The organism is Thiocapsa sp. C2-2m (assembly GCF_041903745.1).
Lineage (GTDB): Bacteria > Pseudomonadota > Gammaproteobacteria > Chromatiales > Chromatiaceae > Thiocapsa > Thiocapsa roseilacustris.
This window is the reverse complement of the sequence record NZ_JBBWVD010000025.1, coordinates 1-24,889: the sequence shown is the minus strand read 5'-3', so window position 1 is coordinate 24,889 and position 24,889 is coordinate 1. Positions and strand designations below refer to the sequence as shown.

The following is a 24,889-nucleotide window of genomic DNA, read 5'->3' as shown; positions in this document are numbered from 1 at the left end:
GCGTGAGTGCCGAGCGACCGACCATCCTGCTGGTCGATGACGAGCCGCTCTCATTGGAGACCCTGACCCGTACACTCGACGAGTCGTTCGAGGTGCTCACGGCGACCAGTGCCGCGGCGGCCGAGGAAATCCTCGCCGAGGAGTGGATCCAGGTGGTCGTGACCGATCAACGGATGCCGCAGATGACAGGCGTCGAATTTCTCGCACGTGTTCGCGAGCGCTGGCCGGACGTGATCCGCATCATGATCTCGGGCTACACGGATGCCGACGACATCATCGACGGCATCAATCGCGCCGGCATCTATCAGTACATCACCAAGCCATGGCATCCCGAGAACCTGCACCTGACCGTCGACAATGCCTGCCGGCTTTACCGCCTGCAGCGTGAGCACGACCTCCTCTCGCTGGAGGCCCGATTGACCGCCGCGACCCTGAGCCAACGACTCGCCGATCAGCGTGCACGCCTCAAGCGGACCTTCCGTCTGGACGGCATCGTGCGTGGTCCCGCCGGACCGCTTGACGACATCTGCACACTGGTCGAGCGGGTCGCACCCTACGACATCTCGGTGCTGCTCACCGGCGAGTCCGGTACCGGAAAAGAGCTGTTCGCACGCGCCCTGCATTACAACAGCCACCGCGCCGACAAACCCTTCATCGCCGAGAACTGCGGGGCCATGCCGGACCAACTGCTCGAAAGCGAGCTGTTCGGCCACAAGAAGGGGGCCTTCACCGGCGCCGTCAACGACCGAATCGGTTTGTTCGAGCAGGCCGACGGCGGCACCATCTTTCTCGACGAGATCGGCGAGGTCTCGCGGACCTTCCAAGTCAAGCTGCTGCGGGTCCTGCAGGAGGGCGAGGTGCGCCCGCTCGGCAGCAACCAACGCCGCCGGATCGACGTGCGGGTGGTGGCGGCCACCAACCGCTCGCTGGAGTCCGAGATCCGCGAGGGCCGCTTCCGGGAGGATCTGTACTACCGGCTCGCTGCGGTGCGCATCCATCTGCCGCCGCTGCGCGAGCGTCCGGCAGACATCCCGGTGCTCGCTCGTCATCTCTTGGAAGCGGCCGTCTGCGCATTTGCAAAGCCCGTAAAGGGTCTCACGAACGAGGCCCTCGATCGGCTCCAGCGCTATGCTTGGCCGGGAAACGTGCGCGAGCTTCAGAACGAGATCCAGCGGATGCTGGTGATGGCCGACGGCGACGAGTTGGGGGTCGGTCTGCTGGACCCGCGGATCCGGGATGCCATGTCGACACTTGACGCCGCGGCCCCCGTGCAGATCGATGACGTCACCTTAAAGGCGCGGATCGAGACGCTGGAGGCCCAAGTGCTGCGCGAGGCGCTCGACCGGCACCGCTGGAACAAGTCGCGAGCCGCCGCCGAGCTGGGCCTCTCGCGGGTCGGAATCAGTGCGAAGATCGAACGGTATGCCCTGGTCAAGTCGACGTAACCCGAGTATGCAGTTCAACCGCAAGGGCGCAGAACCTGTCCTCGACCGCTTTCGGGAGTTGATGCCATGACCCGATCTTCCGTCGCATCCAACCCAGCCGCATCCAAGCCTCGTCCCGCCGAGACCACGCAGGACGGCGATGGCCCCGAGCCGACGGCCGAGTCGACATGGATCCATGTCATCCACACGATGGACGAGACCTACGCGGCCCTGGTCCGCCAACAGGTCGAGCTGGAGGAGAAGAACACCGCGCTGGAAGATGCACAACAGTTCATCTCCAGCGTTTTGGCCTCCATGACGGATGTGTTGATCGTGTGCGATGTCCAGGGTCGCATCCAGCAAGTCAACCGGGCACTGGAGGTCCTGACGGGTTGGAGCGAGGCCGATCTGCGCGGACGCCCTTTCCTGGTGCTGTTGGCCGAGCACTGTTTGCCCATGGCCAGCACCTTCGCCCAACAGATCCGCGCCGAGGCGGTTCATGATTGCGAGCTTGCGCTCAAGGGTGTCGTCGAGGAGATCCCGCTCGCCGTGAACTGCACCTCGCGATACGACCACCGGGGGCGTCTGGTCGGAATGGTCCTGATCGGCCGGCCGGTCGGCGAGCTCAGACGGGCCTACCGTGATCTGGCTCAGGCGCACGACGATCTCAAGCGTGCCCAGAGCCGCTTGGTCAACGCCGAAAAGATGGCCTCGCTCGGCCGGCTCGTCGCCGGCGTGGCCCATGAGCTGAACAACCCGATCAGCTTCGTCTACGGCAATGTACATGCCCTATCGCGCTATCGGGAGCGGCTGCTGCGTTATTGTGCAGCGGTTGATGCCTCCGCCCCCTCCCCCAAGCTCCAAGCGCTCAAGGGCGAGCTCCGCATCGAGCGACTTTTGGCCGATCTAGACCCGTTGATCAAAGGGACTCTGGAGGGTGCCGAGCGGGTCCGAGACATCGTGCAGGATCTGCGATGCTTCTCCTCCGGACAGCAGGGCGAATCGACACGTTTCGATCTGGTTCATCTGATCAGAACGGCAGCCCATTGGGTCACCAAGGGGGAGCGCCGGGATCTCGAGATGGTTATCGACCTGCCGGATCAGCTGATGGTGGTGGGTCACCCGGGACAGATCCATCAGGTCGTGATGAACCTCGTCCAGAACGCACTCGACGCGGTCCAGGAGATCGCGGAGCCGCCGCGGCTCCAAATCAGTGCGAGACAGGATTCGCAACACGCCTGGCTGAGCGTGCGCGACAACGGCCCGGGGATCGCGGACGAGAATCTGAGCCGTATCTTCGACCCCTTCTTCACCACCAAGCCGGTGGGCCAGGGGACGGGTTTGGGCCTGTCGATCAGCTACGGCATCGTCGCCGATCACATGGGCAGCCTGACCGTCGAAAACCATCCCGAGGGCGGCGCCGAGTTCCGGCTGGAGCTGCCGCTTTCCAAGGAGATCGCGACGTCCGTATGAGCCGACGCAATAGACTTGAACCGCACAGTCGCACTTCACTCCCGGAGGTGCTCCGATGAATCTGTTGTGGCTTCAATCCGGCGGCTGCGGCGGTTGCACCCTGTCACTGCTCGGGGCTGAGGCCCCGGACCTCTTCGCGACCCTCGGCGGCGCCGGGATCCGGATTCTTTGGCACCCGTCGCTCAGCGAGGCAAGCGGCGACGAGGTCATCGACCTGCTCGCGCGCGTTGAAGCCGGCGAGCTGCCTCTGGATATGCTCTGTGTCGAAGGCGCGCTCCTGCGGGGGCCGAACGGGACCGGCGCCTTCCATCGCTTCGCCGGCACCAAGACACCCATGATCGACTGCGTACGGCGCCTGGCGACCCGCGCGCACTATAGCCTCGCCATCGGGACCTGTGCCGCCTTCGGCGGCGTCACCGCCGGCGGGGCGAATCCGACCGATGCCTGCGGCCTTCAATACGAGGGCAGCTACCCCGGCGGCTTGCTCGGCGCCGATTACCGCTCCGAGGCTGGCTTGCCGGTCATCAATGTCGCCGGCTGTCCAACCCATCCCGATTGGATCACCGAAACCCTGATGGCAATCACACTCCAGGGCATAACCTCGGGCGAACTGGACGCCTTCAACCGGCCGCGGATGTATGCCGACCAGTTGGTTCATCACGGCTGCCCACGCAACGAGTTCTACGAGTACAAGGCGAGCGCCCGCGAGCCGTCCGATCTCGGCTGTCTGATGGAGCACCTGGGCTGTCTCGGCACCCAGGCCCACGCGGACTGCAACACCCGCCTTTGGAACGGCTCCGGCTCCTGCACCCGCGGCGGCTATGCCTGCATCAACTGCACCTCGCCCGAGTTCGAGGAGCCGGGACATGTCTTCCAGGAGACGCCGAGCCTCGCCGGGATTCCGATCGGCCTGCCCACCGACATGCCCAAGGCCTGGTTCGTCGCCCTGTCCTCGCTGGCGAAGGCCGCAACCCCGGAGCGTCTGCGCAAGAATGCCGTGGCGGACCATGTCGTGGTGCCGCCGACGATCCGCGCCACCAAGCTCCGCTGAGGGGATGACACGACTCACCGTAGGTCCATTCAACCGAGTCGAGGGCGACTTGGAGGTGCAGCTCGACATCGCCGACGGGCGAGTCAGCGCGGCACGGGTCAACTCGCCCCTGTATCGCGGTTTCGAGCAAATCCTCCAAGGCAAGGACCCGCGCGACACCCTGGTGATCGCACCGCGGATCTGCGGGATCTGCTCGGTCTCCCAGTCCATGGCCGCGGCCTATGCACTGGCGAACGCGTCCGGGGTCGCGATGCCGCCCAACGGCGAGCTGACGACCAATCTGGTCTTGGCCTGCGAGAACCTGGCGGACCACCTGAGTCACTTCTATCTCTTCTTTATGCCGGATTTCGCGCGGCCCATCTATGCGGATCGCGCCTGGTATCCGAGCGCAGCGCAACGCTTCCAAGCGCTGCGCGGCACCGCGGCCGGCGCGGTCTTGCCGGCACGGGCGCAATTCATGCACATCATGGGCCTGCTCGCCGGCAAATGGCCCCACAGCCTTAGTCTGCAGCCGGGCGGAACCGCCAAACCGGTCCAGGCACAGGAGCGCATCCGACTGCTCGCCATCCTCGGCGCCTTCAGACGCTTTCTCGAGCGCGAGACCTTCGGCGATGCGCTTGAGGCCGTCGTCGCACTGGACAGCGCCCGATCGCTCGACACCTGGGCGGCCAGCGACCCTGAACAGGGCGATCTTCGCCGGTTCCTGCGCATCGCGGACGACATCGACCTCGGCCGTCTCGGCCGAGCAACCGATCGCTTCATGAGCTATGGCGCGTATCCGGTCGGCGGCAAACGTCTCTTCCGATCCGGCCTTTGGGTGAGTGACCCGCAACCTCTCGAGATCGCATCCATCGCCGAGGACTTGACCTACAGTTGGATGACCGGTGGCGGTCCACTGCATCCCGCCTCGGGTGTCACCATCCCGGACGCGGACAAGGCGGACGCCTACACTTGGTGCAAGGCACCCAGGCTCGGCGGACAGGTCATGGAGGTTGGCGCACTGGCCCGCCAGGTGATCGACGGGCATCCGCTGGTCGGTACTGAGGTCGGTCCCGGCGAGACCGCACCGGTTGCCGTGCAGCATGTCGTGCGCTCCTTCGACCCCTGCATGGTCTGCACGGTGCATTGAGGTCGAGCGAAACACCATCAACCCGCCATCGCGGCTCGGACCACGGTGAATAAAGCGACCAATTCGCGGTGCAGACCGACCGCCTTCGGCATCGACTAATGATGCGCCTTCATCATCAGCTTCAAAATCTTCAGATTGATGACGATGAAGCGATAGAACTGCCACACGAGCGACGTCCGCATGTAGCGCGTGAAGCCTGTGGGCACCGGCGGATAATAGGCCTGTTGATAGGGCTCTCGGTTCTTGGCGGTCATGAAGATCACACCTCGATGGTCTGAAATTGCATCAATCCGGCAGTATCGACCATCCGGGCCTCAGCTTCGCCTGATAGATGAAGACGTGGTGGAGGATGTATTTCATCCAATGCCCCGCCAGGCCGATCTCGCCGAAGGTCAGATCCATGTCGCGACCGTATTGCGGGTACTTGTCGTAGTCAGGCACCACCGGGAAAACGGTCATGGTCGCGGCGGTCCCTTTGAAGATATCCGATCCGGTCGAGGCTACGCAAGCCGCACCGATCTCGGCCATGGAGGCAGTATGCGTTGGCGCAGCTGCGCCGTTGATCATGTCGCGAATGCTTGTAGCCACGGCTTTGCCGATCGCCGCGGACGGCATGCCCGTGCGTGGGGGTGTCGGGTTGATCGGGGTCCCGTTGGCGCTCGTCATGGGCTTGCTGATCAGATGCGGTGGCGCAAAGGCGATCCCAACCGCGAACATATTGTTGTACAGCGGGGTTTGATAGGTCTTCGGCCAATCCTGCGGGCCCCAATCCTCGTAGGGTTTGGGCTCGTAATCGCCGTCCACCTTCATAAAGCCGTTCGGGGCGAAGATCTTCGCGGTGATGTCCTCGCCGGACTTGTCGTATGCCTTCAGGGGCTGTCCGGCAAACGGCGGGATCAGCATGGCAAAATCGAAATCGATCTCATGGAAACTGCCGTCGAGGATCTCGTAATGGATCTTACCGGGCTCGACCTTGACGACGGCCGCGCGGGTGATCCATTCCATACCGCGCTCGACCATCAGGGATTCGGCAAAGACCTTGCCGTTGGTGACGTAGCCACCGCGGTGGATATGGACGCCGCCCATCCCGAAATCGCCGAGCTCGTACTCGTTGCTGATCCAGACCAAGCGCGCCTTGTCGCGCACGCCCCCCTCGCGTAGTGCGTGGTCGACATTGTAGATATATTCGAAGGCCGCCCCTTGGCAGGTACACATGCCATGGCCGGTCCCGATGACGAAGGTCTTGGTCGCACCGGCCTTCATCTCCGCGATCATCTTGCGCAGATGTTCGTTGGCTTCCTTGGCATGCTCCGGGGTGCAAACCGAGAGACTGTGGCCGCCGTCCGGCCCGAGACCCGGGGTTGCACCGAAGTTCAATTTGGGGCCGGTCGCGTTGACCAGATAGTCGTACTCAATCGCCTCGGTCTGGCCGAGTCGCGCCGGATCCGTGTACTCGATCGTGACATAGGGCGCGGTGTGCTCGGCGCCGCCTTCGGGATGGATCGAGACGGCACCCGCCTGACGAAAATCGACGCCGAGCTTCTTGTAGATCGGGGCCAGCTCGAAGGTCACCTGCTTCTCGGTCATCTCCCCGACACCGACCCAGATGTTGGAGGGGATCCAGTTCCACTTCGGTTTGGGCGAAACGACCGTGATCGCATGCGACTTGCCGAGCCACTTTCCGAGATGTCGGGCAACCGTATGCCCGGAGATTCCCGCCCCAAGGATAAGGATTCGTGCCATCTATGTAGCCTCGCAATGGTGGTTAGGAGGCGAACGCTAGCAAGACGATCAGCGCCTGACAAAGACATGGATCAACGGACTTCACATCCGTCAGGGACCTGCCGGCAGCTTATGCTGGCCAGCCCCGCACTCGATGAAGATCGGCTGCGGACAGGTCGCGCAGATGGACTTGTCCAGCTTCTGGTAGATCGCGCGGATGGCCGCGTTCTTGGCCTGAAAGACGTTTCGCCCGCCGGTCGCATCGATACATCCGCAGCGTTCGAGCGCCTCCCAGAGCCCGGCTTTGACGTTGATGAGGTAAAGGCCCCCACCCTCGGCCTGACGCCGCTTGGCCTCGCGCACCAGCGTCTCGCCGCCCTGCAGATCGACAAAGTTGATGCCGTCGGCGAGGATCGCCAGATGTTTCTGATCCGGATGCGTCGCACGCAAGCGATCGAAGGCGCTCTCGACATGCGCCACCGAGCCGAAGAAAAGCGAGCCGTCGATCCGCAGGATGTGTAGCTGTGGGCATTGCGCGACGTCCGGTTCGGAGGAGAAGGCCCGGTTGGGCAGACGCGGATCCGGTGCCAGGTGGACGATGCGCGGCTTGGAGGTGCGATCGAGGTAGAGCACCAGCGAGAGCAGGACTCCGGCGAAGATGGCGAACTCGAGCTCCAGGAAGAGCGCCGAGAAGAAGGTCACCGCCAGGACCGATGTCTCGCGCTTGGACGCCTTGAGGATGTGCCCGATCTCTTTGAAATCGACCAGCCCCCACGCGACCAGAAAGAGTAATCCCGCCATCGCCGCCGTCGGCAGATAACTCGCATAGGGCGCGACCAAGGGCACGATTGCGATCAACAGCACGCCCGCGAAGATGGCCGCCAAGGGCGTGCGCGCACCGGCGGCATAGTTCACGCCGCTGCGGTTGAAGGAGCCGGTCGCGACGTAGGCCGAGAAGAAGGAACCGGCAATGTTCGACAAACCTTGACCGATAAACTCCTGGTTGCCGTCGATGCGGTAGCCCCCGCGTGCCGCCAGCGAGCGGCCGATCGACACCGCCTCGGTGAGCGCAAACAGGGTTACCGCCAAGGCGGTCGGGGCCAACTCCTTGATGTGATCGAAGGTCAGATCCGGGGCCGACAGCGGCGGGAAGCCCGCCGGCAATGCCCCGACGGTCGCGATCCCGGTCACCTCGTTGCCGAGCCAAGCGTCGAGTCCGACGGCGATCAGACTGCCGCCGAGCATGGCGGCGATCATGTAGGGGATCTTCGGCAACCAACGCTTGAAAATGATCCCGATCAGCAGGGTCGAGACCGCCACCAGCGTGGTCGCCGGGTTGATCTCGAGCACGTGGCGGCCAAACTGGATCAGGATGTCGTGCAGGTGCCCCCCGCTGTCCATCTCGAGACCGAAGAAATGCTCGAGCTGCTTGGCGGCGATCAGGAGCGCCGCACCGGCGGTAAAACCGACCACCACCGAATGCGAGATGAAGTTGACCAAGGTCCCCATCCGTGCGAGACCGAGTGCAAGCTCCATGAGTCCGACCATGAAGGTCAAGGTCAAGGCGAGCGTCACATAGTCCGGAGATCCGGGCAGCGCCATCACCGACAAGGCCGAGAACAAGACGACCGAGGCCGCCGTGGTCGGTCCCGAAACCAGATGACGCGACGACCCGAACAGCGCCGCGATGATGGCGGGCACCATCCCGGCATAGAGTCCGTATTCGGGCGGCATGCCGGCAATAGTCGCGAAGGCCACGGCCTGCGGCAGCACGACGAGGGCGCCGATGATGGCGGCAAGCGCATCCGCCTTGAACTCCGTGCGCCCGACCCCGGGCAGCCAAGACATGAAGGGGACGAGCCAAGACCAGCGATGCGAAACCGGGTACGACATAATGGCAGCATCTCGAAAGGAGTATCGGAAGCCACGGCCGACAGGCGCCGCCGATGTGGCTGCGGTGACTGACCTACGGCTCGGTGATCGTTGAAGGCCGGACAAGCCGCGCACCAACCCGTCAAATTGTACGCGATTCACTGCCGACATCGGCGCTTCGATCGGGCCTCAATCGTCACTCCGGCCAAGCCTGCACGCGGCGCAGAGTGCCAGATGCATGCGTGACACCGCAGAGCGGGTGTCACGAGCCCCTTAGGTTCTCGGTAGCCGGTCCAATGAGCGGGGCCCTTTGATCGCCCGATCCGTATTAGGAGACCCGATGGACCTCACCAACCAAATCATCCTGGTCGTCTCGCTGGTGCTCTTTGCGAGCATCCTGGCCAGCGTCGTGACCAGTCGGTTCGGCGTGCCCCTGCTGCTGGTGTTCCTGTTCATCGGGATGCTGCTGGGCGAAGAGGGGCCAGGCGGGATCCAGTTCGACGACGTCCAGATGGCGCACCTGTTCGGCAGCTTGGCGCTGGCGATCATCCTCTTCGACGGCGGGCTGGTGACGCCGTTTCGGAACTTTCGCGTCGGGCTCAAGCCCGCGGTCGGTCTCGCCACCGTCGGCGTCCTGATCACGGCGGGGGTGACCGGGCTCTTCGCGGCCTGGTGGCTCGACCTGCACTGGATGGAAGGTCTCCTGCTTGGCGCGATCGTGGGCTCGACCGATGCCGCTGCGGTCTTCTCGCTGCTGCGCTCCCAGGGGCTCGAGCTCAAGCAGCGGGTCGGCGCCACGCTCGAGATCGAGTCGGGCAGCAACGACCCCATGGCCATCTTTCTGACCATCGTGCTCATGGAGCTGATCATCAGCGGCAGCGACGATGTCGGTCTGGTGCTGCTGCTGGAGTTCGTGCGTCAGATGGGGCTCGGCGCCCTGTTCGGGATCCTCGGCGGCTTGGGCCTGGTGCGCCTGATCAATCGCCTGGAGATGTCGCCCGGGCTTTACCCCTTGGCGGTCATGGCCGGCGGCTTGAGTATCTTCGGAATCACCTCGGTGATGCAGGGCAGCGGTTTTCTTGCCATCTATCTCGCCGGCCTGGTCGTCGGCAATCGGCCCATGCAATCGAGTCAGTACATCAAGCGCTTCCACGACGGCATCGCCCGGCTGTCGCAGATCGGGATGTTTCTGATGCTCGGGCTGCTCGTGACACCATCGGAGCTGTTGCCGGTGGCCTCGGATGCCTTGTTGTTCGCCGCGGTGCTGACTTTGGTCGCCCGCCCGATCGCCGTCTGGCTTTGCCTGTTGCCCTTCCGCTTTCCCTGGCGCGAGCAGGTCTTCGTCGGCTGGGTCGGGTTGCGCGGGGCCGTGCCCATCATCCTGGCCCTCTTCCCGCTTCTGGCCGGAATGGATCAGGCGTCGATGTACTTCAACATCGTCTTCTTCGTGGTGCTGGTGTCGCTTCTGATCCAGGGGTGGACGGTCGCCTCCTCGGCCCGACGCTTGGGGCTGGAGGTCCCGCCGACGAGTCAGCAGGTGCAGCGTGTCGAGTTGGATATTCCAGGTCAGCGCGAGCTCGAGCTGGTCGGCTATCGCCTGGCGAAAGACACGCCCGTCGTGGTCGAGCGGCGTGGCGCCTTGCGGCTCCCCAAGGGCGCGCGCATCGTGGCGGTTCTGCGCGGGAAACACCTGGTCGATGTCCTCGACCTGTCCGATCTGAAGCCCGACGACTATCTTTATCTGATCGCGGACCCGGACGACCTAGTGGAGCTCGATCGGCTCTTCGTCGCGAGCGCGGCACCCGAGCGCTTGTCGGATCAGGTCTTCTTCGGCGAGTTCGTACTCAACGGCGAGGCGCGGGTCGGCGATCTGGAGGCCGCCTACGGGCTGGATCTAACCGCGTCGGACCATGCCCTGACCCTGGACGCCTTCATCCGGCGCGATCTGCACACCGCTCATGCGGTTGTCGGCGACAGACTCCAACTCAAGACGGTCGATCTGGTGGTGCGCGAGGTCGAAGGCGACCGCATCCTGAAGGTCGGATTGAAGCTGATGCGCAGCGGCTGAGCACAGCTCGGCTGGTCTTAGGCGATTTCCGTGAATGGGCATACCGATTGCGCATGTCCGGTAGACCTGTAGGGCGAATAAATTCGCCCTACAGGTCGGTCGATCTTTTCCCGGAAATCACCTTAGGTAATTTCCGGGAAAAGGATCTAACGGCAGAGCCGTAACCAGGAGGAGTGGTCGAAGGCTCTACTCGTTGTCGCAATCGGATTCCGGACGACCACGAACACGACAACGACAACGACAACGACAACGACAACGATAAATTCTGCGACAGTTTGCTCAAGACTTACGGCATAAGGGACTCGATGCCTTCCAGGCATGTGCAGTCGGGATGCCTATTCTCGGAAATCGCCTGAGCAGAGCAAACCCCGACCGACGTGTTCGGGTTATTCTCCTGATCAGCCCCGAGCCGCATCCCGCAAGGCGCGCCGTCGGCCTGTCGCGGCTCGCGGCGGCGGGAGCCGCGGCTCACCAATCGGTCGACGCTCTCAGCGCGGCCCTGGCCTCCTCGCTCGGAAACAGCACCACGCCCGCGTCGTCGAGCAGCGAGATCGCCAGGGTGGGACAGCCCTCGGCAGCGGTACGCATGATGTGCTGGTCACCCAATCCGCCCGTCGGGAGTGCCTTGAGGTCGTCCCCGATATCATGCTCTTTGAAGGCTTGGGGACAGGCGACCCAACAGGTCCCGCAGCCAATGCAGGCGACGTCGATAACCTCGATTTTACTGATCATAAGTGAGAGCAATCCGTATTCAGATTCGTTTGGCGGCCCAGGGCGCGCGCGTCGGGCGGAAAGATTACGCCGCACGCCGCCATGGCGCAACGACGCGAGCCCAAACCTTATCCCGATACAGGCCTGACGAATCGCGCCCACGGGTGTACCTTACGCGATCCGCAAGATTCAGGCGAAACCCAGGAGACGCTTCATGTCCGACGCCCCCTTCGAGCTGGTCGATGCCAAAGACAGCTTCATCGACAGCGACTGGTTCCACCACTGCCGCGAGACCCGCACGCCCTTCGTGGTGGTGCGCAGCGGCGAGCATTCGGCGGATGTCCTCTGGGATTACATCACCTTGCCGCCCGAGTGCGACGCGGCGCTGCGGGACAATCTGTCCGTGTTGGAGCGGGACACCCGGGCCATCTTCGATCGCTACGCGATACCCGAGTCCTATCTCCGCGTGAAGGCCACCCTCATCGGATTCGATCGCCTGCCGTTCGATCGCGCCAAGAGTGCGGCGGCGGAGCTCTACCACCTGATCGCCGCCTACCTTCCGGCCGCCGAGGCTGCGGGCATCGCGCACGACCGGCACACGGAAACCGCCGTGCGCAGCGACACTGCAGCGCCGACACCGCTCCGACTCTGGGTTGAAGCGGTCAGCACCTCGTCTGCGGCCTGACATCCAGCAGTGCAGGTGAACACAACATAGGGGCTTACGCTGCCAGATTGTCCACAAGATCTTGTGTCTCGGCACTGGACATCCGTGACGAATGCCCTAAACTCACCGGTCACGGGCTCATCAGACCGACCACCGACATGTTCGGCCGACGGCCGTCGGCAGCCGCCGCACGCCGAATCCGTCAACCGAATTCCATCGAGGAGACACACGATGCTGAACTGGGACGATCCACTCGCCGCGACCGGAACCGCCTCCCGTGATCCCGGGATGCCTTTCGTCGTCGATCGGACCGAAACCGCCGACGCCTGGTCCGCCGACACGCAGACCGGCATAGATACGGCCTCCACGTCTCGTCCCACCCTCGACAGCGTGCATGTGCGCCCCGGCCACGGCCTAGTCAGCAATGCCGACCTGATGGCGACCGCAGGCGCGGCCCCCGTCGTCGACCCCAACCCCTTCCCCGCATCCACCACACGCCAGAGCGAGCTGCCGATCGGCGACACCCTGCTGCCGGCCGAGCCGCGGACGCAGACGCCGCACCCGGACGACGGCATCGTCGGCGGCGCCACCGGCCTTGAGGCCCTGGAGATGGGCGCGGGGCGAGTGCGCGTCGACGATAAAAGGATCATCAATTGTCACGCCGACCTCAATCAGCTCGTCCCCTTCAAGTATGAGTGGGCCTGGCAAAAGTATCTCGACGCCTGCGCCAACCACTGGATGCCGCAAGAGATCAACATGAACGCGGACATCGCGCTCTGGAAGGATCCCAACGGTCTGACCGACGACGAGCGCACCATCATCAAGCGCAACCTCGGCTTCTTCTCCACCGCCGACTCACTGGTCGCGAACAACCTGGTGCTGGCCGTCTATCGCCATATCTCCAACCCCGAATGCCGCCAGTATCTGCTGCGCCAAGCCTTCGAGGAGGCCCTGCACACCCACGCCTATCAGTACGTAGTCGAGAGCCTGGGCCTGGACGAGGGCGAGATCTTCAACATGTACCGCGAGGTCCCCTCGGTCGCGCGCAAAGCCGAATGGGCCCTGCCCTACACCCAGCACCTGGCCGACCCGCACTTCAAGACCGGCACGCCCGAGAACGACCGCAAGCTGCTGCGCGAGCTGGTCGCCTTCTATGTCATCTTCGAAGGCATCTTCTTCTATGTCGGTTTCGTGCAGGTCCTGAGCATGGGCCGGCGCAACAAGATGACCGGCACCGCCGAGCAGTTCCAGTACATCCTACGCGACGAATCCATGCACATGAACTTCGGCATCGACGTGATCAACCAAATCAAGATCGAGAACCCGTATCTGTGGAGCCATGAATTCAAGCAAGAGCTGGTCACCATGATCCGCGATGCGGTCACCATGGAATCGCGCTACGCCCACGACACCATGCCGCGCGGTGTCCTCGGTCTCAACGCGCCCATGTTCGAGGAGTATCTCCAGTTCATCGCCAACCGTCGCTGCGCCCAGATCGGTCTGCCCGAGCAGTACCCAGGCGCATCCAACCCCTTCCCCTGGATGTCCGAGGTGCTCGATCTGAAGAAGGAGAAGAACTTCTTCGAGACACGGGTCACCGAGTATCAGACGGGTGGTGCACTGAATTGGGATTAAGGTGATTTCCGGGAAACGATCTACCGGGGTGCAGGGGCGAATTCATTCACCCCTTGTATATTCTGTTCTGAAGGGATTGACAAGGAAAGCGATAAACGGACCTTATGAAGAGTGAGGTTCCCCCGAAATTTCGTCTTCCAAGGGTGACGTAGACTGTCTGTCACACTGAAGACGATGATGCAGAAGATTCCGAAGCAAGAGTACACCGCCGAGTTCAAGGAACAGGCGGTGAAGCGGGTCAAGGACGGCAAGCGCCGCGACAAGGCCACGACCGACTCCAAGCACAGCCTGCCGGTGGCCGACAACCTGCTCGCGCGCGACGTCGCCCCGAGCGGCCCGCATCAGGTCTGGAGTGCCGACATCACCGACCTGTGGACGGATGAAGGCTGGCTGTACTCGGCCATCGTGCTGGACCTGTTCAACCGCGAGGTCGTGGGCTGGTCGCTGCAGCCGCGCATGACGGCCGACCTTGTCACCGACGCGCTGACCATGGGTTGGTTTCGACGCAAGCCGCCCCCGGGGCTGATCCACCATTCCGATCGGGGGAGCCGGTACGCGAGCCATGCGTTCCAGGAAAAGCCGGCGCAGTACGGCATGGTCTGCTCGATGAGCCGCAAGGGGAACTGCTGGGACAACGCCCCGACCGAGAGCGGGTTCAACAGCTTCAAGAACGAGCGTGTCTTCGGGGAGCGCTTCGCCACCCGCGACGCCATGAAGGCCACCGCCTTCGAGTACATCGAGGTGTTCTACAATCGCAAGCGTCTGCATTCCACCCTCGGCTACACTTCCCCGGCACTGTTTCTGAAGGACTGGATCAACACTCGGGAGGGAGAAAAACAGGTCGCATGAACCCCTGCCATTGGAAGACGAAAAACCGAGGGAAGCTCATCTCGGACCCACCCAGTTGCGGCCCGGCCCTCTACTCCTGCTCGAACCCCTGACTCGTAAACTTCAGCGTCCGGCAGTTCTCGGTCACCGTGCGCACCACCTGATCCGGCGCGCCGTCGGGCAGCTCGGCCTCGATCTCGATGGTCACCGTCACCTTGGCATGAACCAGGCCGTCCAGATGCGCGATGACCTCTTCGGCGATGCGACCGGCGTCGCGCCCGACGCGGGTGGCGTCGAGCAGGACGGTGCCGTGGAAGCGCTTTGGCTTCGCCGTCGCCGGGGGCGGCCGGGTCCCGCCCGGCGGGGGCTTCTCGGGCGCGACCCCCGTCGGCTCGTCCACGCCGTCGGGGTGCGGATCAGTCCGCCCCGGCTCCGGTGCGGTCGGACGCTCGGCATCCATCTGACGCGCGGCTACGTCGGGTTTGACCAAGAGCCCCGACGCTTGGCTGTCGACCAAGGTCAGCATCTGCCCCGCGCGTAGACCCTGGTAGCGGCCCGCTTCGGCATCGAATCCGTCGGCGAAGGCATAGCTGTCCTGCACCCAGGTCAGCAGGTTGATGCCGTCGCTCATGGCGTGGAGCAGCACGCTCGGCTCCTTCAGACGCGGCAGGTAGAGATAGCGCGCGAAGTCCTCGACCAGTTGCCTGACCGTGACATGGTCGCCGCGCCAGAGGGGGATCCGGTCCAGCTCCATCTTCAGGCGCGTGGCCCCGAAGCTGGTGAGGTACAGCTCGTCGGAGCGCAGCTTCTTGCTGACCCGCACCGCCAAGGCGTCCGGGACGCTCAAGCGGCTCGCCTCCCAGGTGACGGGCGACTGCGGGGTCGCTTGGACCGGTACCAGCAGCCATTGGTAGGTCTCCGGGATGCGGGCGACCATGGTGCTCTCGGCGACGCCACGCTGGGTCTCGGCCTGGGTGACCTGATAGGGTGTCAGATCCAGGTGCGTCTGGTCGGCGAGGATCGACTGCCACGCCAGATATTTGCGCGCCGCCTCGTCGAGATCCTGCAGGCGGGTCTTGTCCGCGGCCAGGAAGACCAGGCTATTGCGATAGAGGCGCGGGCTGTTGCCGCGCGTCTCCAGGATCGCCTTGGCGGCGACCTCGGCCGCGCTGTCGGGCGTCTTGGCGTAGGGCTGATCGATGCCCAGCACCACCAGACGCGCGTCCAGATCGTCCGGGACATCGGCGCCGGTCTGCGGCATCGGATGGATGCGGGGGAAGTCGCCTTTTTGGTTCAGATCCTTGCGCAGACGCTGTTCCAACTCCTGGGCGACCTTGTCGGGCTCGCGCTTGAGCTGCTCGGCGCGGTCCTCGGCGAGCTTGGTCACGGTCGGCTGGGTCGAATACCAGTAGTGCGGCCCATCCTGATACAGATAGGTTGCAGCGGCGGCCATGCGGCGCAGGGCATCGCCGAACACCGCCGGAGACTCGCCCGGCATGACGCAGCCAAGCTTCACGCGTCGGTCCTCGATGCCCTTGTGCGCGGCCGCCGTGGTCGGCGCCGAGCCCATGTAGACCGCGCGCGCCACGCGTCGGCAGGCCGAGAACTTACCCAGATTCGGCAGCTCGCTGTCGAGCTTGAGCGGCAGGGAGCTGGGGCCGTCGACGTCCTTCTCGATCACCGGCACCCAGTTGTCGGAGAGATAACGGGTCAGCTCCGACTGCACGCGCGGGTCATCGATGGCGACATTGGCGGGCAGGATGAGCGGGTTGCGGTCGCCCTTCTCCCAGAGGCTGTGGATGACGGCGGCCATCAGACGCAGCACGCCGCGGGTGCGCTGGAATTTCACCAGGGTCGACCAGTCGGTATAGAGCCGATCGAAGACCTCGGGATGGATCGGATAGGCGGCCTTGAGCCGCTGCTCGTAATCGGTCTCGCGACATTCCGGCGGGAACTCGGCCTGCTGGGTCCGGTACAGCTCGGCGAAGGCACGCGCGGTCACGTCGCGGTCTTTGAAATGGACGGGATCGGTGATCGGCTGAAACAGGCGTCGGCGCACGATCTCGAAGCCTTCCTCGGCACTGGCCGGACGCCATGAGGATTCCAGGCGCCCCACCACGTTGCGCAGCCGGTCCAGCGCCTCGCGCCCGCGCGTGCCGCCGACCTCGATGTCGTCGGCGTGGCCGCGGGTGTGCGGCGAGCCCGAGGTATCCGAGGCCGGCAGACTGATGACCAGGAGGCAATTCTTCGCCAGCTTGGCCGATTCGGTCAGGACCTGCGCGAAACTGAACTGGGTCTCGAAGCCACCCGCCGGCAGGTCGCTCTGGTCGTGGAGCTGGCGGGCGTAGGCGACCCACTCGTCGATCAGGATCAAACAGGGCCCGTAGTCGTTGAACAGCTCGCGCAGCACGTCGCCGGGGCTGGTGGCCATTTCGTCATCGGCCTGCACGCGGGCATAGGCCGCGGGACCGCCCAGTTGCCAGGCCAGCTCGCCCCAGAGGGTGCGCACCACCGTGCCGTCGGGTTTCACCGAGGGGTTGCCGGGCGAGATCTTGTTGCCGACCAGCACGACGCGCCGCACCGCCGGCAGACGGTCGATCCCGGCGGCGGCCATGAGGGCGTCGACACCGGCCAGACCCGCCCCGAGGATGCCGCAGAGCAGGTGATAGAGCGCCAGCATGGCGTGCGTCTTGCCGCCGCCGAAGTTGGTCTGCAACTGAATCACCGGATCGCCGTCGCCGAAGATCAGCCGGCGCAGTGCGCCGATCAGCATCATCCGCAGGCTCTCGGTGAGGTAAGTCCGACGGAAGAACTCCTCCGGATCCCGGTACTCGGGCGTGCCTTCGCCCAGATGGACCTGCCAGAGGTCGGCGGCGAACTCGGCCTGCTGATAACGCCCGCTCGCGACATCCTCGTGCGGCATCACCACCTCGCGCCAGGGCTTGAGGCTGCCGCTGGCGCCGCTCTCGATGGCGATCCCCGCGGATTTGCGCTTCTCCCCGCGTGCCTGCTCGTCGAAGCGCACCCGCAGCAGCTCCATCTTCATCTTCTCCACCTCGCCGCCCTCGGGGGCGGAGACGGCGGACAGGAGACGCTCGGCGGAGTCCAGCGCCCGGTAGGCGTCGTCGCCGGAAAAGAGTTCTTGGTGCGCCCAACGGTTGCGCACACTGATGATCTCGTTCACCAGACTGCGCTCGGCCTTGCCGAGGATGTGGCGAAAGACCTCGCCCCATTTGCGATCCATGATCACCAACATGGCAGCGACATCCCCGGTGGGATCGCCTTGACCGGCATTCAGGCGGGTGTCGGACAGGACGTCTTTCGCCTCGAAGGCCCAGCCGTCGCCGTATTTTGTCTTCAGTTCGCGCTCCACGAAGGGGCCGAGCCCGTCCTTGAGCAGGGTGAGTGATTTGCCGACGCGTTCGTGGTTGGTGATGGCCATGTTGCGCTCTACTGTCTCCCTGTGAGTGTTCTGATCTGCGTCAGCATCGCCGGGATCTCCGCGATGACGGCAACCCAAAGAATGTTCGCATCAATGTCGCAGGTGCCGATTGACCGCCTTCGAGCGCGGCATGGTCATTGGTGGCACGCTATTGTTCCCCCGCGAGGTCCAGCACCGTGGTGACCAAGTCGCCGGAGAGGTAAAGCTCAGAAGCGGACATCAACAGGATGTAAGGCTTCACGGTTTCAATCAATCCGTGCTGTTTCGCGGCTAGCAGCACACCCAATGATCCGATGATCTCGATACCGTTGATTCTGGCGATTCGGCGCCCGCGACGGTCATCGATCAGCAGCCGGTCTGCAGCTAATTGCCGATAGAGGATCATGGCTTCGGTTTCACCTAGATCCGAAAAGCCATCCAGGAGAACCGGGTAAGTTGGGTCGATCCGTCTGACCTTGTTCTATAAATATCCTTCTAATTCTATCGCTTGCGGCTTATCGCCGACCACGGCTTCACGATAGACCGCCTCGGGGACGACGACCGTTCCGAAGAGCTGTTCAAGAAGATGCAGCGCTCGACATGTCGCCAGGGCGATCAAGGCGGAGCAGTCCGCGACCAGAATCATGGGTGGCGCCCAATGGACTGCAACTCCTGAACAAGCTCTTTACGTGAAACCTCAATGACCGGGATTCGATTCGCCTTACAGGCAGCCATGAACTCGTAAATCGTGATCCCGGCCAGCTCTGCGGCCTTGGCGATCGTGATCCGCGCATCCTTGAACAAGGCCAGCGCATAGGCCAGTCGCATCTCTTTGGCGATCGCCTGCTCAGTTAGCATCTCGACAAAATCATTCGGAAGATCAACAGCGACTCGCATGATTCGCTCCGCTTAGGGTTGTGCAAACAGATCCCCGGTACCCTGAGGCGCCGTGCTTCCGGTCTCCCGCGCCAGTCTGGCGATTTCGGGCCAACTCTGCACCAGGCCGTTGTAGGCCATGGCCTCGTTCGCGCGTTTCTTGCGCTCGCAGAGGGTGTAGAGGCGATAGCACAGCTCGCGTGCCATCTCCGATTCGCTGCCGAGTTTGGCGAGCAAGGCCGCCGCAGCAGTCTCGCCCCCGGATTCGAGCGCGCGGATGAGTTGGTGAACCATCTCCCAGACGGTCAGGCGCTTATCGGTCGTCGGGTCCCAGTCGGCGGGGAACTCCGCGGGTTTCAGCAGCCGGACCTTACCGGCCTTGGACCGCAGAATGCCGGCATCCGCCAAGCCGGAGACACTGGTGTTCTTGGACGTGGCGAGCTGCTCGGCGACGCCGTACTCGCCCTCGTTGAAGGCCATCTGCTCGAACCAGGTCAGCGCCCAACGGGTATCCGCGTCGAAGTCGCCCTCCTGCTCGGCCAGTGCCTCGTCGAGGGTTTGATTGATCAGGGCCAGCGCGGCCCGCACCGGCAGCGGCTTGCCTTCGGCGTCAAGCACCTGGGCGTAACGGGTGTAGACGGCCATGCCGGGTCCAATGGCAGCCTGGGCGAGGTCCACCGGGGCGATGTTGCCGCGTTGCAGGTGAGCGAGCGCGGCGGGCAACTCGGTCTTGAGTGCGGTGATGAGCTCGCGGCGGGTGGCGGTCGGAGCGTCGGCGGGACGTTGGCGGCAAACGAGGACGATGCTGGAAGCAAGGGCATTGGTGCCGATACCAATCGACCGGGCTCCGCGCTCGGTCCGGATCGGCCAGGTGCCGGTTATTGCGAATCCCGCCTCGATGACCGCGGCCAGGAAGGTGTCCCAGCCGGTATTTGTTGTGCCGGCGTCCCCTTTGGTCTCGGCCTGTTTGAAGGCGTAGTAGACGGTAACCGGAAAGGCTGGATGGGCCTGTTCGGCGAGTTGGCGCATGGCTTGGGTCATGCCGTCGAGAAAGAATGCCTCGGCCTTCTCCTTGCTGCCGTGACGATAGGGTGTCGCGACTAGCTCCTCGGCCTTCGGAACGGCGAGGGTGGCGAAGAGATTAGGGAATATGGGCCTCAGGGAATACCGCAGCCAGACGTAGAAGAAATCTGATAGGTCTGCATAACCAATGTTGTCGTAATACGGCGGGTCAGTTGAGACCAGTCTGTTCAAGGACAGAGTCTGCGTCTGAGCGTCAGACTGTTCAGAATAGCCCGCTTCGGGAGACACGAGTTGCTCGATGACTCGGGCGATCGTTCCCAGAGTCGTTACCAAGTCACCGGCGGCGCCAGAAAAGACACTTGACTCCGCGAAATCCCAGACCATCGGGACTGCTTGTCGTCGAAAAAGGTGCTGTGTTTGGTCCATAGTCGGACCCCACTGGCACAGCGAATTTTGTGCGTCAGACAAACGGCTAACACCGATACCAAGGTAAACTACCAGCGCCTCGGAGTAACTCGTTGCACTAATGCCGCATTGCTCAAGGCCATTGGCGTTGTTGGGCAGGCCGGCGGCGATAGCGTCTCGCTTCACGTACTCGCGTGCTTCCTGCACAAGATCGGAAAAAGTCGCCAGTGCTACGAGTTGGCGCGGAGTGAAGAGGTCACCGTAGGTCTTAAGTCCATAGAGCGGCGGAGAGAACCAACGCGGATTCTCAGGCATGACCGCATCCGGCTTCCATTCGGGTCGCGCTGTCAGTGCGATCGCCTCCATCTCCGCCGTAGGCGCCAGATAGATCCGCGCGCGCTCACCCTCGGCAACGATCGCCATGAGTCGCACGCCCATGCGCCCTGCGTTAGCCTGTGAGTAGATGTACTCGGAAGCGATCGGCGTGTCCGACATCAGACACCTGAAGTTTGCGCCACGCGATAGCTTGGTTCCGTTCTTGGCTCCTTCCACGTCACTCGGCTTTCCGACTTTTGTAGTAAATCGGTATCCGGCACCCTCTATCACCGGCTCCACGTAAGCCTCTTTGCCCGCTTTCGTCGAGAGCATGAAAGTGGATGCCAACGGCACATCCACATCCGCAAAAGCTGGATTGGGACTCTTGACCGTGCGCGCCCACAACCAAGCGATGACGGTGAGCGGCTTCCCGCCGACATACTTCGCCAGATCCGGCCGCGGATTCTCCGGATCCTCGACCATGTCGGCCGTAACCTCGATCTTGGGATAGAGATGCCCGATCCGCCGCTCCGCCTCGTCCCGCATCCACTGCCCGTAGTAGCGCACATCCTCAGCCAGCCCCTCCGCACCCTTCCAAGAACGAGGAAAGAGAAAAGAGGAGTGAGAAACGAGCATGTTCCCCTCTTTTCTCACTCCTCTCTCCTCACTTCTCGCTTCCGGATGCACCGGCGGTCGCCCGGCAAATCGGGGCGGGATCTCGATCATCGCCTTGTTGATCAACACCGCCACCGGGTTGAGGTCCGAGGCATAGGCTTCTAGCCCCAGCCGCTGCGCCTCCAACGGTAGCGACCCACCACCCGCGAACGGGTCATGGAAAGCCGGTAGTTTGTACCGATCGAACAACTCCTTCGCCCGCGGATGGTCGGCATTCTCGGCACAGGTGTAGCGCCAGCTCTGCCAGATCTCGTCGCGCGCCTGCTGCAGTACGGGCTCGTTGGTCGTGTTCTTCCACAGCACCAGATCCTCGATGATCCGAAACAGCCGCTGCCGCTCCTTCTCCTGCGCCTTCTCGGTCGGAAACAGATCCGGATGCGCCGAGGGGTCATCGACCATCTGCGCAAAGATCACCGCCCGCGCCGCCGCCAGAGGCCGCCGCGCCCACCAAAGATGCAGCGTGGACGGATGCCCGTGCCGGATCGACTTCTCCCGCGCACTGGCCTTGTTGATCGCATCCAACGGCAGAGCGACCTCAATGAGTTTCTTTTTGGGAAATTGCGTTCTCATGGTTCAAGGATCGCCTTGGAAAGCGAAGGGAACTGCTTCAGGCATCCAGTATCGTCCGACTGCAGGTAGTCACGACGAAGCCAGGCCAGAATCTCCGAGTCGGGTTGCTCACCTAGCGTTTCCACCAAATCAATGGCATGGCGTCTTCGCCGCTCGGAGAGGCGCGCGCAGTCGAGACCGAGATAACCAATCAGATAATCCGCCTTCGTAGAATCAACATCAGTCGTAGCGATACCACCTTGAATATCGTAACGGAAAAGCGCCGCCGTCGCCGGATCATGCGGTGACGAGAACTTGACTGCATTCCATGTGTGATTGCGGTTCTTTTTTCTATCGTCCTTGAAACGACCACAATGCTCAACTGTGCCGCCGTTGCAGGACAGGGCAAGGTTGGAGTAATCATAGGTGCGCGCGGCTCGCTGACTGCGTGGCTCCATGTGCTCGATATGACTATCGCCTTCACCTATGGCAATCTCACAGTAGCAGCATAATCCTTTCTGTTCATGATTGAGGCAGTCCCTTACCTCGGCATGGCATGGACTGCGCATGAAGGCGAGCCAGGCCTGTTGCGCTGGCTGCTTACCGAGACAAGCAGGGGGCTGGTTGCGCTTGATCGTTCTCATCGCTTACCGAGCACCTTGAGTTGAGCGATGCGCATGTCTGCGCGACGAAGGTCTGGGTCGCTTTTACCAAAGGCCGTTTCCAGCTCGCGGCGAAGCGATTCCGCGTGCTCGGAATCCTGCTCGCGCGCCTCGATCAATTCCAGATAGCGACGCAGTTTGCCCACGGGATCGATATTTTGGGGACGAGGATGCGCGCCGAAGACTTCTGCAAGTACTCGGGAATTTTCGGCACCATAAGTGCCGACGTCTTCCGGAATGGCTTCAAATTGGTGGTCGGACGACAAAAGCAGAATCTGCTCGCGCCTCACCGTTTGGATAACCGAAGCACTGTGCGTCGCCAGGATAAGCTGTGTATTCGGAAATATCCTCCGCAGGTGGGAGACAACGGCTTGTTGCCAGCGGGGGTGGAGGTGTAATTCGATCTCATCGACAACCAAGATGCCGGGGGCCTCCAGCGGGTTCGCCCATGTCGGATGAGCCTGCGCGAGCCGCCTAGCGAAATCGAGCACGAGCGCCAGCAGGTTTCGGTAGCCATCGCTGAGCTGCGCCATCTCCATTGCGCGAACAGTGTTGTCTGCGTCCCGAAGGGTAATCATCAGGCGCGGAGGACTTCCTTCAAAGGAAACGCGTTCTAGGCCCTCAATGGCGAGGCTCAAAGCCTCTCGAACAGCGCGCAAGTCAGGAAAAGAGACATCGGGATTGCGCTTTTCGGCGACTTGCGCCCGCAGCTCTGCATTCTCTCGCAGGTAAAACCACTGACACATCGATCGGAAGTCTGTGCCCGCGTCAAGGGCATTTGCGAATGCTTCCTCCCTGGAATACTCGGCCTTGAAGATATCACCCAAGTCCGGCATTGCGCTTATGCGCCGATGGGCGCGGTAATAGGCGACAACGGGCAGGGGGATGCGTGCGTCCGGAGAGCTGTTTCGGATCTCCTGCCAAACCGTATCGAAATATCGATTGATGTCCGACAGCGACTCAGAGGCTCTTGTATCGTAGATAAACTCGGAGGGAGGTCGAAAGACAATCGATTGAGACCATTCGATCAAGAACGGCTTGCCGGTCGAAGTCGTGCCGGGAAAACCCTCCACAGGATAATACTCGGAGGCCGATGCGCGAATGTGAACAAACTTCTCCCTGCCCATCAATGCGTCTTCGGCAACGGGATCCATAAGAATATCTGTCGGTTGGAGCGCCGCGCGCTGCTGGGCTCGCTGCCGCTTGCCTCCTCCCCCATTGGCCACGACAACCTCATAGAGCGCAATCGCGATGGCATCCAAGACGCTTGTCTTGCCGGCGCCATTCGCGCCGACGACCACGGTAATATCGGGTTGCAGCTGGACGATCAATGACCTAAAGCATCGAAAGTTCGTAATCTCCACTTTCGCCAATTTCATTCCGGGGTTCCCGCATGAGGTATGGATTCGGCAAATTTCTCGCTTACACTGATCACTCCAGCGCTTGCGCACCCTTCCAGCCTCGCGCGAAGAGCTTTCCCAGTGTCTTGCCCGGCTTGCCGTCCTCCGCGAACTCCGGATGGACCGGGGGCTGCCCGGCGAATCGGGCCGCGACCTCGAGCATGGACTTTTTGACCAACACACCACCGCACTGGGGATCGAGGCACGGGCTTCGACTCCAACCGCTGCGCCTCCAATGGCAGCGATCCCCCATCGTTCGGGACCGGATGCGGATGCGCCGACGGGTCATCCACCATCGGCGCAAAGATCACCGCCCGCGCCGCCGCCAAGGGACGACGCGCCCACCACAGATGCAGCGTGGACGGATGCCCGTGCCGGATCGACTTCTCCCGCGCACTGGCCTTGTTGATCGCCTCCAGCGGCAGGGCGACCTCGATGAGTTTTTTCTTGGGAAGCGTCACGAAAAAAATGTCCTTTCCAACCAACTCGCGAAGACATTCGCTGCGGGCATGTGAGGGTCGAGATACCGTGCTGAAATCGCCTGTCCAAAGGGCTTGCCCGGCTCGTCTTGCCAGGCGAGCCAGGTGTGAATACGTGCCTTTGACTTTTTCGTGTCTGAAAACCGACGTTGCCCTTCTGGAATGCTGGCGATCGCCTCATCCGCATGAGTGAGCAAGCCATCTCCATCCGGAACCAGGAAGGTGAGAAAGTCCTCGAGGATGCCGGGCAGTGTGTTGTCCGGCATGAGCCAGACACCAACACGGGGTAACAGGGAGTTCGCCGGCGAGTCGATGATGGTCCCGTCGGGCTCAGGTCGAGTCGGGACATTTCCGTAACCGGCGGCGAGCAGGTGCGCAGCCACCGACTAGGGAGTTCAATCTGACCCGATAAGGCACGAAATAGCTCATGCCGGTCTCGTGTCGCGGGGTGCGGGTGGTGATGCGCCGGCTGTCCTCCCGCCGGCCGCCATCGACAGCCCTGTCGCC

The 24,889-nt window shown here is 62.9% G+C and carries 21 protein-coding genes and 1 pseudogene; 8 read left to right on the top strand and 14 right to left on the bottom strand.

Features of this window, described 5'->3' with window-relative positions; all coding sequences use genetic code 11:
• Window positions 1-2: 2 nt before the first annotated feature.
• The 4 genes from AADX97_RS18670 to AADX97_RS18655 all read left to right on the top strand — a co-directional run bounded on the left by AADX97_RS18670 (window position 3) and on the right by AADX97_RS18655 (window position 5,077).
• Window positions 3-1,445: a sigma-54-dependent transcriptional regulator gene (locus tag AADX97_RS18670; protein WP_374235592.1), complete on the top strand. Its 1,443-nt coding sequence runs from the start codon at window positions 3-5 to the stop codon at window positions 1,443-1,445.
• Window positions 1,446-1,511: 66 nt separating this feature from the next.
• Entirely contained in the window at window positions 1,512-2,897 is a 1,386-nt protein-coding gene (locus AADX97_RS18665) for a sensor histidine kinase (RefSeq protein WP_374235590.1), read from the top strand.
• 55 nt (window positions 2,898-2,952) lie between these two features.
• Window positions 2,953-3,948, top strand: coding sequence for a HupU protein (locus tag AADX97_RS18660; protein WP_374235588.1), 996 nt, complete (start codon window positions 2,953-2,955; stop codon window positions 3,946-3,948).
• A 4-nt stretch (window positions 3,949-3,952) separates the two neighbouring features.
• Window positions 3,953-5,077, top strand: coding sequence for a nickel-dependent hydrogenase large subunit (locus AADX97_RS18655; protein WP_374235587.1), 1,125 nt, complete (start codon window positions 3,953-3,955; stop codon window positions 5,075-5,077).
• 95 nt (window positions 5,078-5,172) lie between these two features.
• On the opposite strand, the gene AADX97_RS18650 is transcribed toward AADX97_RS18655, so the two are convergent.
• The 3 genes from AADX97_RS18650 to AADX97_RS18640 form a co-directional block, all read right to left on the bottom strand.
• Entirely contained in the window at window positions 5,173-5,331 is a 159-nt protein-coding gene (locus AADX97_RS18650) for a hypothetical protein (protein WP_374235586.1), read from the bottom strand.
• A 31-nt stretch (window positions 5,332-5,362) separates the two neighbouring features.
• The gene (locus AADX97_RS18645; RefSeq protein WP_374235584.1) at window positions 5,363-6,820 is read right to left on the bottom strand and encodes an NAD(P)/FAD-dependent oxidoreductase; all 1,458 of its coding nucleotides are present in this window, start codon (window positions 6,818-6,820) and stop codon (window positions 5,363-5,365) included.
• Between the two features lie 90 nt (window positions 6,821-6,910).
• Window positions 6,911-8,692, bottom strand: coding sequence for a SulP family inorganic anion transporter (locus AADX97_RS18640; RefSeq protein WP_374235582.1), 1,782 nt, complete (start codon window positions 8,690-8,692; stop codon window positions 6,911-6,913).
• A gap of 319 nt (window positions 8,693-9,011) precedes the next feature.
• Here AADX97_RS18640 and AADX97_RS18635 point away from each other — a divergent pair, with 319 nt between their 5' ends.
• Complete coding sequence (locus tag AADX97_RS18635) at window positions 9,012-10,739, top strand: potassium/proton antiporter (RefSeq protein WP_374235579.1); 1,728 nt, start codon at window positions 9,012-9,014, stop codon at window positions 10,737-10,739.
• A gap of 468 nt (window positions 10,740-11,207) precedes the next feature.
• On the opposite strand, the gene AADX97_RS18630 is transcribed toward AADX97_RS18635, so the two are convergent.
• The gene (locus AADX97_RS18630) at window positions 11,208-11,471 is read right to left on the bottom strand and encodes a ferredoxin (RefSeq protein WP_374235577.1); all 264 of its coding nucleotides are present in this window, start codon (window positions 11,469-11,471) and stop codon (window positions 11,208-11,210) included.
• Window positions 11,472-11,664: 193 nt separating this feature from the next.
• Between AADX97_RS18630 and AADX97_RS18625 the strand changes: the two genes are divergently transcribed.
• The 3 genes from AADX97_RS18625 (at window position 11,665) to AADX97_RS18615 (ending at window position 14,598) form a co-directional block, all read left to right on the top strand.
• The gene (locus AADX97_RS18625; RefSeq protein ID WP_374235575.1) at window positions 11,665-12,135 is read left to right on the top strand and encodes a hypothetical protein; all 471 of its coding nucleotides are present in this window, start codon (window positions 11,665-11,667) and stop codon (window positions 12,133-12,135) included.
• A 210-nt stretch (window positions 12,136-12,345) separates the two neighbouring features.
• Window positions 12,346-13,749: a ribonucleotide-diphosphate reductase subunit beta gene (locus AADX97_RS18620; RefSeq protein ID WP_374235574.1), complete on the top strand. Its 1,404-nt coding sequence runs from the start codon at window positions 12,346-12,348 to the stop codon at window positions 13,747-13,749.
• 174 nt (window positions 13,750-13,923) lie between these two features.
• Window positions 13,924-14,598, top strand: coding sequence for an IS3 family transposase (locus AADX97_RS18615; RefSeq protein ID WP_374235573.1), 675 nt, complete (start codon window positions 13,924-13,926; stop codon window positions 14,596-14,598).
• Window positions 14,599-14,668: 70 nt separating this feature from the next.
• Here AADX97_RS18615 and AADX97_RS18610 read toward each other — a convergent pair whose 3' ends face one another.
• The 10 genes and pseudogenes from AADX97_RS18610 to AADX97_RS18565 form a co-directional block, all read right to left on the bottom strand.
• A complete protein-coding gene (locus tag AADX97_RS18610) occupies window positions 14,669-18,019 on the bottom strand; it encodes a Swt1 family HEPN domain-containing protein (RefSeq protein WP_374235572.1) in 3,351 nt (1,116 codons plus the stop codon).
• A gap of 148 nt (window positions 18,020-18,167) precedes the next feature.
• Window positions 18,168-18,404, bottom strand: a complete 237-nt coding sequence (locus AADX97_RS18605; protein WP_374235571.1) for a DUF3368 domain-containing protein — start codon at window positions 18,402-18,404, stop codon at window positions 18,168-18,170.
• 75 nt (window positions 18,405-18,479) lie between these two features.
• Complete coding sequence (locus AADX97_RS18600; protein WP_374235570.1) at window positions 18,480-18,644, bottom strand: hypothetical protein; 165 nt, start codon at window positions 18,642-18,644, stop codon at window positions 18,480-18,482.
• Entirely contained in the window at window positions 18,641-18,895 is a 255-nt protein-coding gene (locus tag AADX97_RS18595; RefSeq protein WP_374235569.1) for a UPF0175 family protein, read from the bottom strand. Before AADX97_RS18595 ends, AADX97_RS18600 begins: the two co-directional genes overlap by 4 nt.
• 12 nt (window positions 18,896-18,907) lie before the next feature.
• Complete coding sequence (locus AADX97_RS18590; RefSeq protein ID WP_374235568.1) at window positions 18,908-21,862, bottom strand: DUF1156 domain-containing protein; 2,955 nt, start codon at window positions 21,860-21,862, stop codon at window positions 18,908-18,910.
• Window positions 21,859-22,485: a retron system putative HNH endonuclease gene (locus tag AADX97_RS18585; RefSeq protein ID WP_374235567.1), complete on the bottom strand. Its 627-nt coding sequence runs from the start codon at window positions 22,483-22,485 to the stop codon at window positions 21,859-21,861. Before AADX97_RS18585 ends, AADX97_RS18590 begins: the two co-directional genes overlap by 4 nt.
• Window positions 22,482-23,882 carry an AAA family ATPase gene (locus AADX97_RS18580; RefSeq protein WP_374235566.1) on the bottom strand — a complete coding sequence of 467 codons (1,401 nt, stop codon included), beginning with the start codon at window positions 23,880-23,882 and terminating at the stop codon, window positions 22,482-22,484. The genes AADX97_RS18585 and AADX97_RS18580 overlap by 4 nt, the downstream gene beginning before the upstream one ends.
• Before the next feature lie 52 nt (window positions 23,883-23,934).
• A complete protein-coding gene (locus AADX97_RS18575) occupies window positions 23,935-24,066 on the bottom strand; it encodes a hypothetical protein (protein WP_374235679.1) in 132 nt (43 codons plus the stop codon).
• A 151-nt stretch (window positions 24,067-24,217) separates the two neighbouring features.
• Window positions 24,218-24,364: pseudogene (locus AADX97_RS18570) on the bottom strand (DUF1156 domain-containing protein); the annotation flags it as partial.
• On the bottom strand, window positions 24,361-24,765 hold the full coding sequence (locus tag AADX97_RS18565; protein ID WP_374235565.1) for a DUF3226 domain-containing protein: 405 nt from the start codon (window positions 24,763-24,765) through the stop codon (window positions 24,361-24,363). The pseudogene AADX97_RS18570 and the gene AADX97_RS18565, both read right to left, overlap by 4 nt.
• Between the last annotated feature and the right edge of the window lie 124 nt (window positions 24,766-24,889).

Bases quoted from the DNA above. Each gene is read 5' to 3' on its own strand.
- AADX97_RS18665 (WP_374235590.1), top strand. From the start codon at position 1,512: ATGACCCGATCTTCCGTCGCATCCAACCCAGCCGCATCCAAGCCTCGT.
- AADX97_RS18660 (WP_374235588.1), top strand. From the start codon at position 2,953: ATGAATCTGTTGTGGCTTCAATCCGGCGGCTGCGGCGGTTGCACCCTG.
- AADX97_RS18655 (WP_374235587.1), top strand. From the start codon at position 3,953: ATGACACGACTCACCGTAGGTCCATTCAACCGAGTCGAGGGCGACTTG.
- AADX97_RS18650 (WP_374235586.1), bottom strand. From the start codon at position 5,331: ATGACCGCCAAGAACCGAGAGCCCTATCAACAGGCCTATTATCCGCCG.
- AADX97_RS18645 (WP_374235584.1), bottom strand. From the start codon at position 6,820: ATGGCACGAATCCTTATCCTTGGGGCGGGAATCTCCGGGCATACGGTT.
- AADX97_RS18640 (WP_374235582.1), bottom strand. From the start codon at position 8,692: ATGTCGTACCCGGTTTCGCATCGCTGGTCTTGGCTCGTCCCCTTCATG.
- AADX97_RS18635 (WP_374235579.1), top strand. From the start codon at position 9,012: ATGGACCTCACCAACCAAATCATCCTGGTCGTCTCGCTGGTGCTCTTT.
- AADX97_RS18630 (WP_374235577.1), bottom strand. From the start codon at position 11,471: ATGATCAGTAAAATCGAGGTTATCGACGTCGCCTGCATTGGCTGCGGG.
- AADX97_RS18625 (WP_374235575.1), top strand. From the start codon at position 11,665: ATGTCCGACGCCCCCTTCGAGCTGGTCGATGCCAAAGACAGCTTCATC.
- AADX97_RS18620 (WP_374235574.1), top strand. From the start codon at position 12,346: ATGCTGAACTGGGACGATCCACTCGCCGCGACCGGAACCGCCTCCCGT.
- AADX97_RS18615 (WP_374235573.1), top strand. From the start codon at position 13,924: ATGATGCAGAAGATTCCGAAGCAAGAGTACACCGCCGAGTTCAAGGAA.
- AADX97_RS18610 (WP_374235572.1), bottom strand. From the start codon at position 18,019: ATGGCCATCACCAACCACGAACGCGTCGGCAAATCACTCACCCTGCTC.
- AADX97_RS18605 (WP_374235571.1), bottom strand. From the start codon at position 18,404: ATGATCCTCTATCGGCAATTAGCTGCAGACCGGCTGCTGATCGATGAC.
- AADX97_RS18600 (WP_374235570.1), bottom strand. From the start codon at position 18,644: ATGATTCTGGTCGCGGACTGCTCCGCCTTGATCGCCCTGGCGACATGT.
- AADX97_RS18595 (WP_374235569.1), bottom strand. From the start codon at position 18,895: ATGCGAGTCGCTGTTGATCTTCCGAATGATTTTGTCGAGATGCTAACT.
- AADX97_RS18590 (WP_374235568.1), bottom strand. From the start codon at position 21,862: ATGAGAACGCAATTTCCCAAAAAGAAACTCATTGAGGTCGCTCTGCCG.
- AADX97_RS18585 (WP_374235567.1), bottom strand. From the start codon at position 22,485: ATGAGAACGATCAAGCGCAACCAGCCCCCTGCTTGTCTCGGTAAGCAG.
- AADX97_RS18580 (WP_374235566.1), bottom strand. From the start codon at position 23,882: ATGAAATTGGCGAAAGTGGAGATTACGAACTTTCGATGCTTTAGGTCA.
- AADX97_RS18575 (WP_374235679.1), bottom strand. From the start codon at position 24,066: ATGCTCGAGGTCGCGGCCCGATTCGCCGGGCAGCCCCCGGTCCATCCG.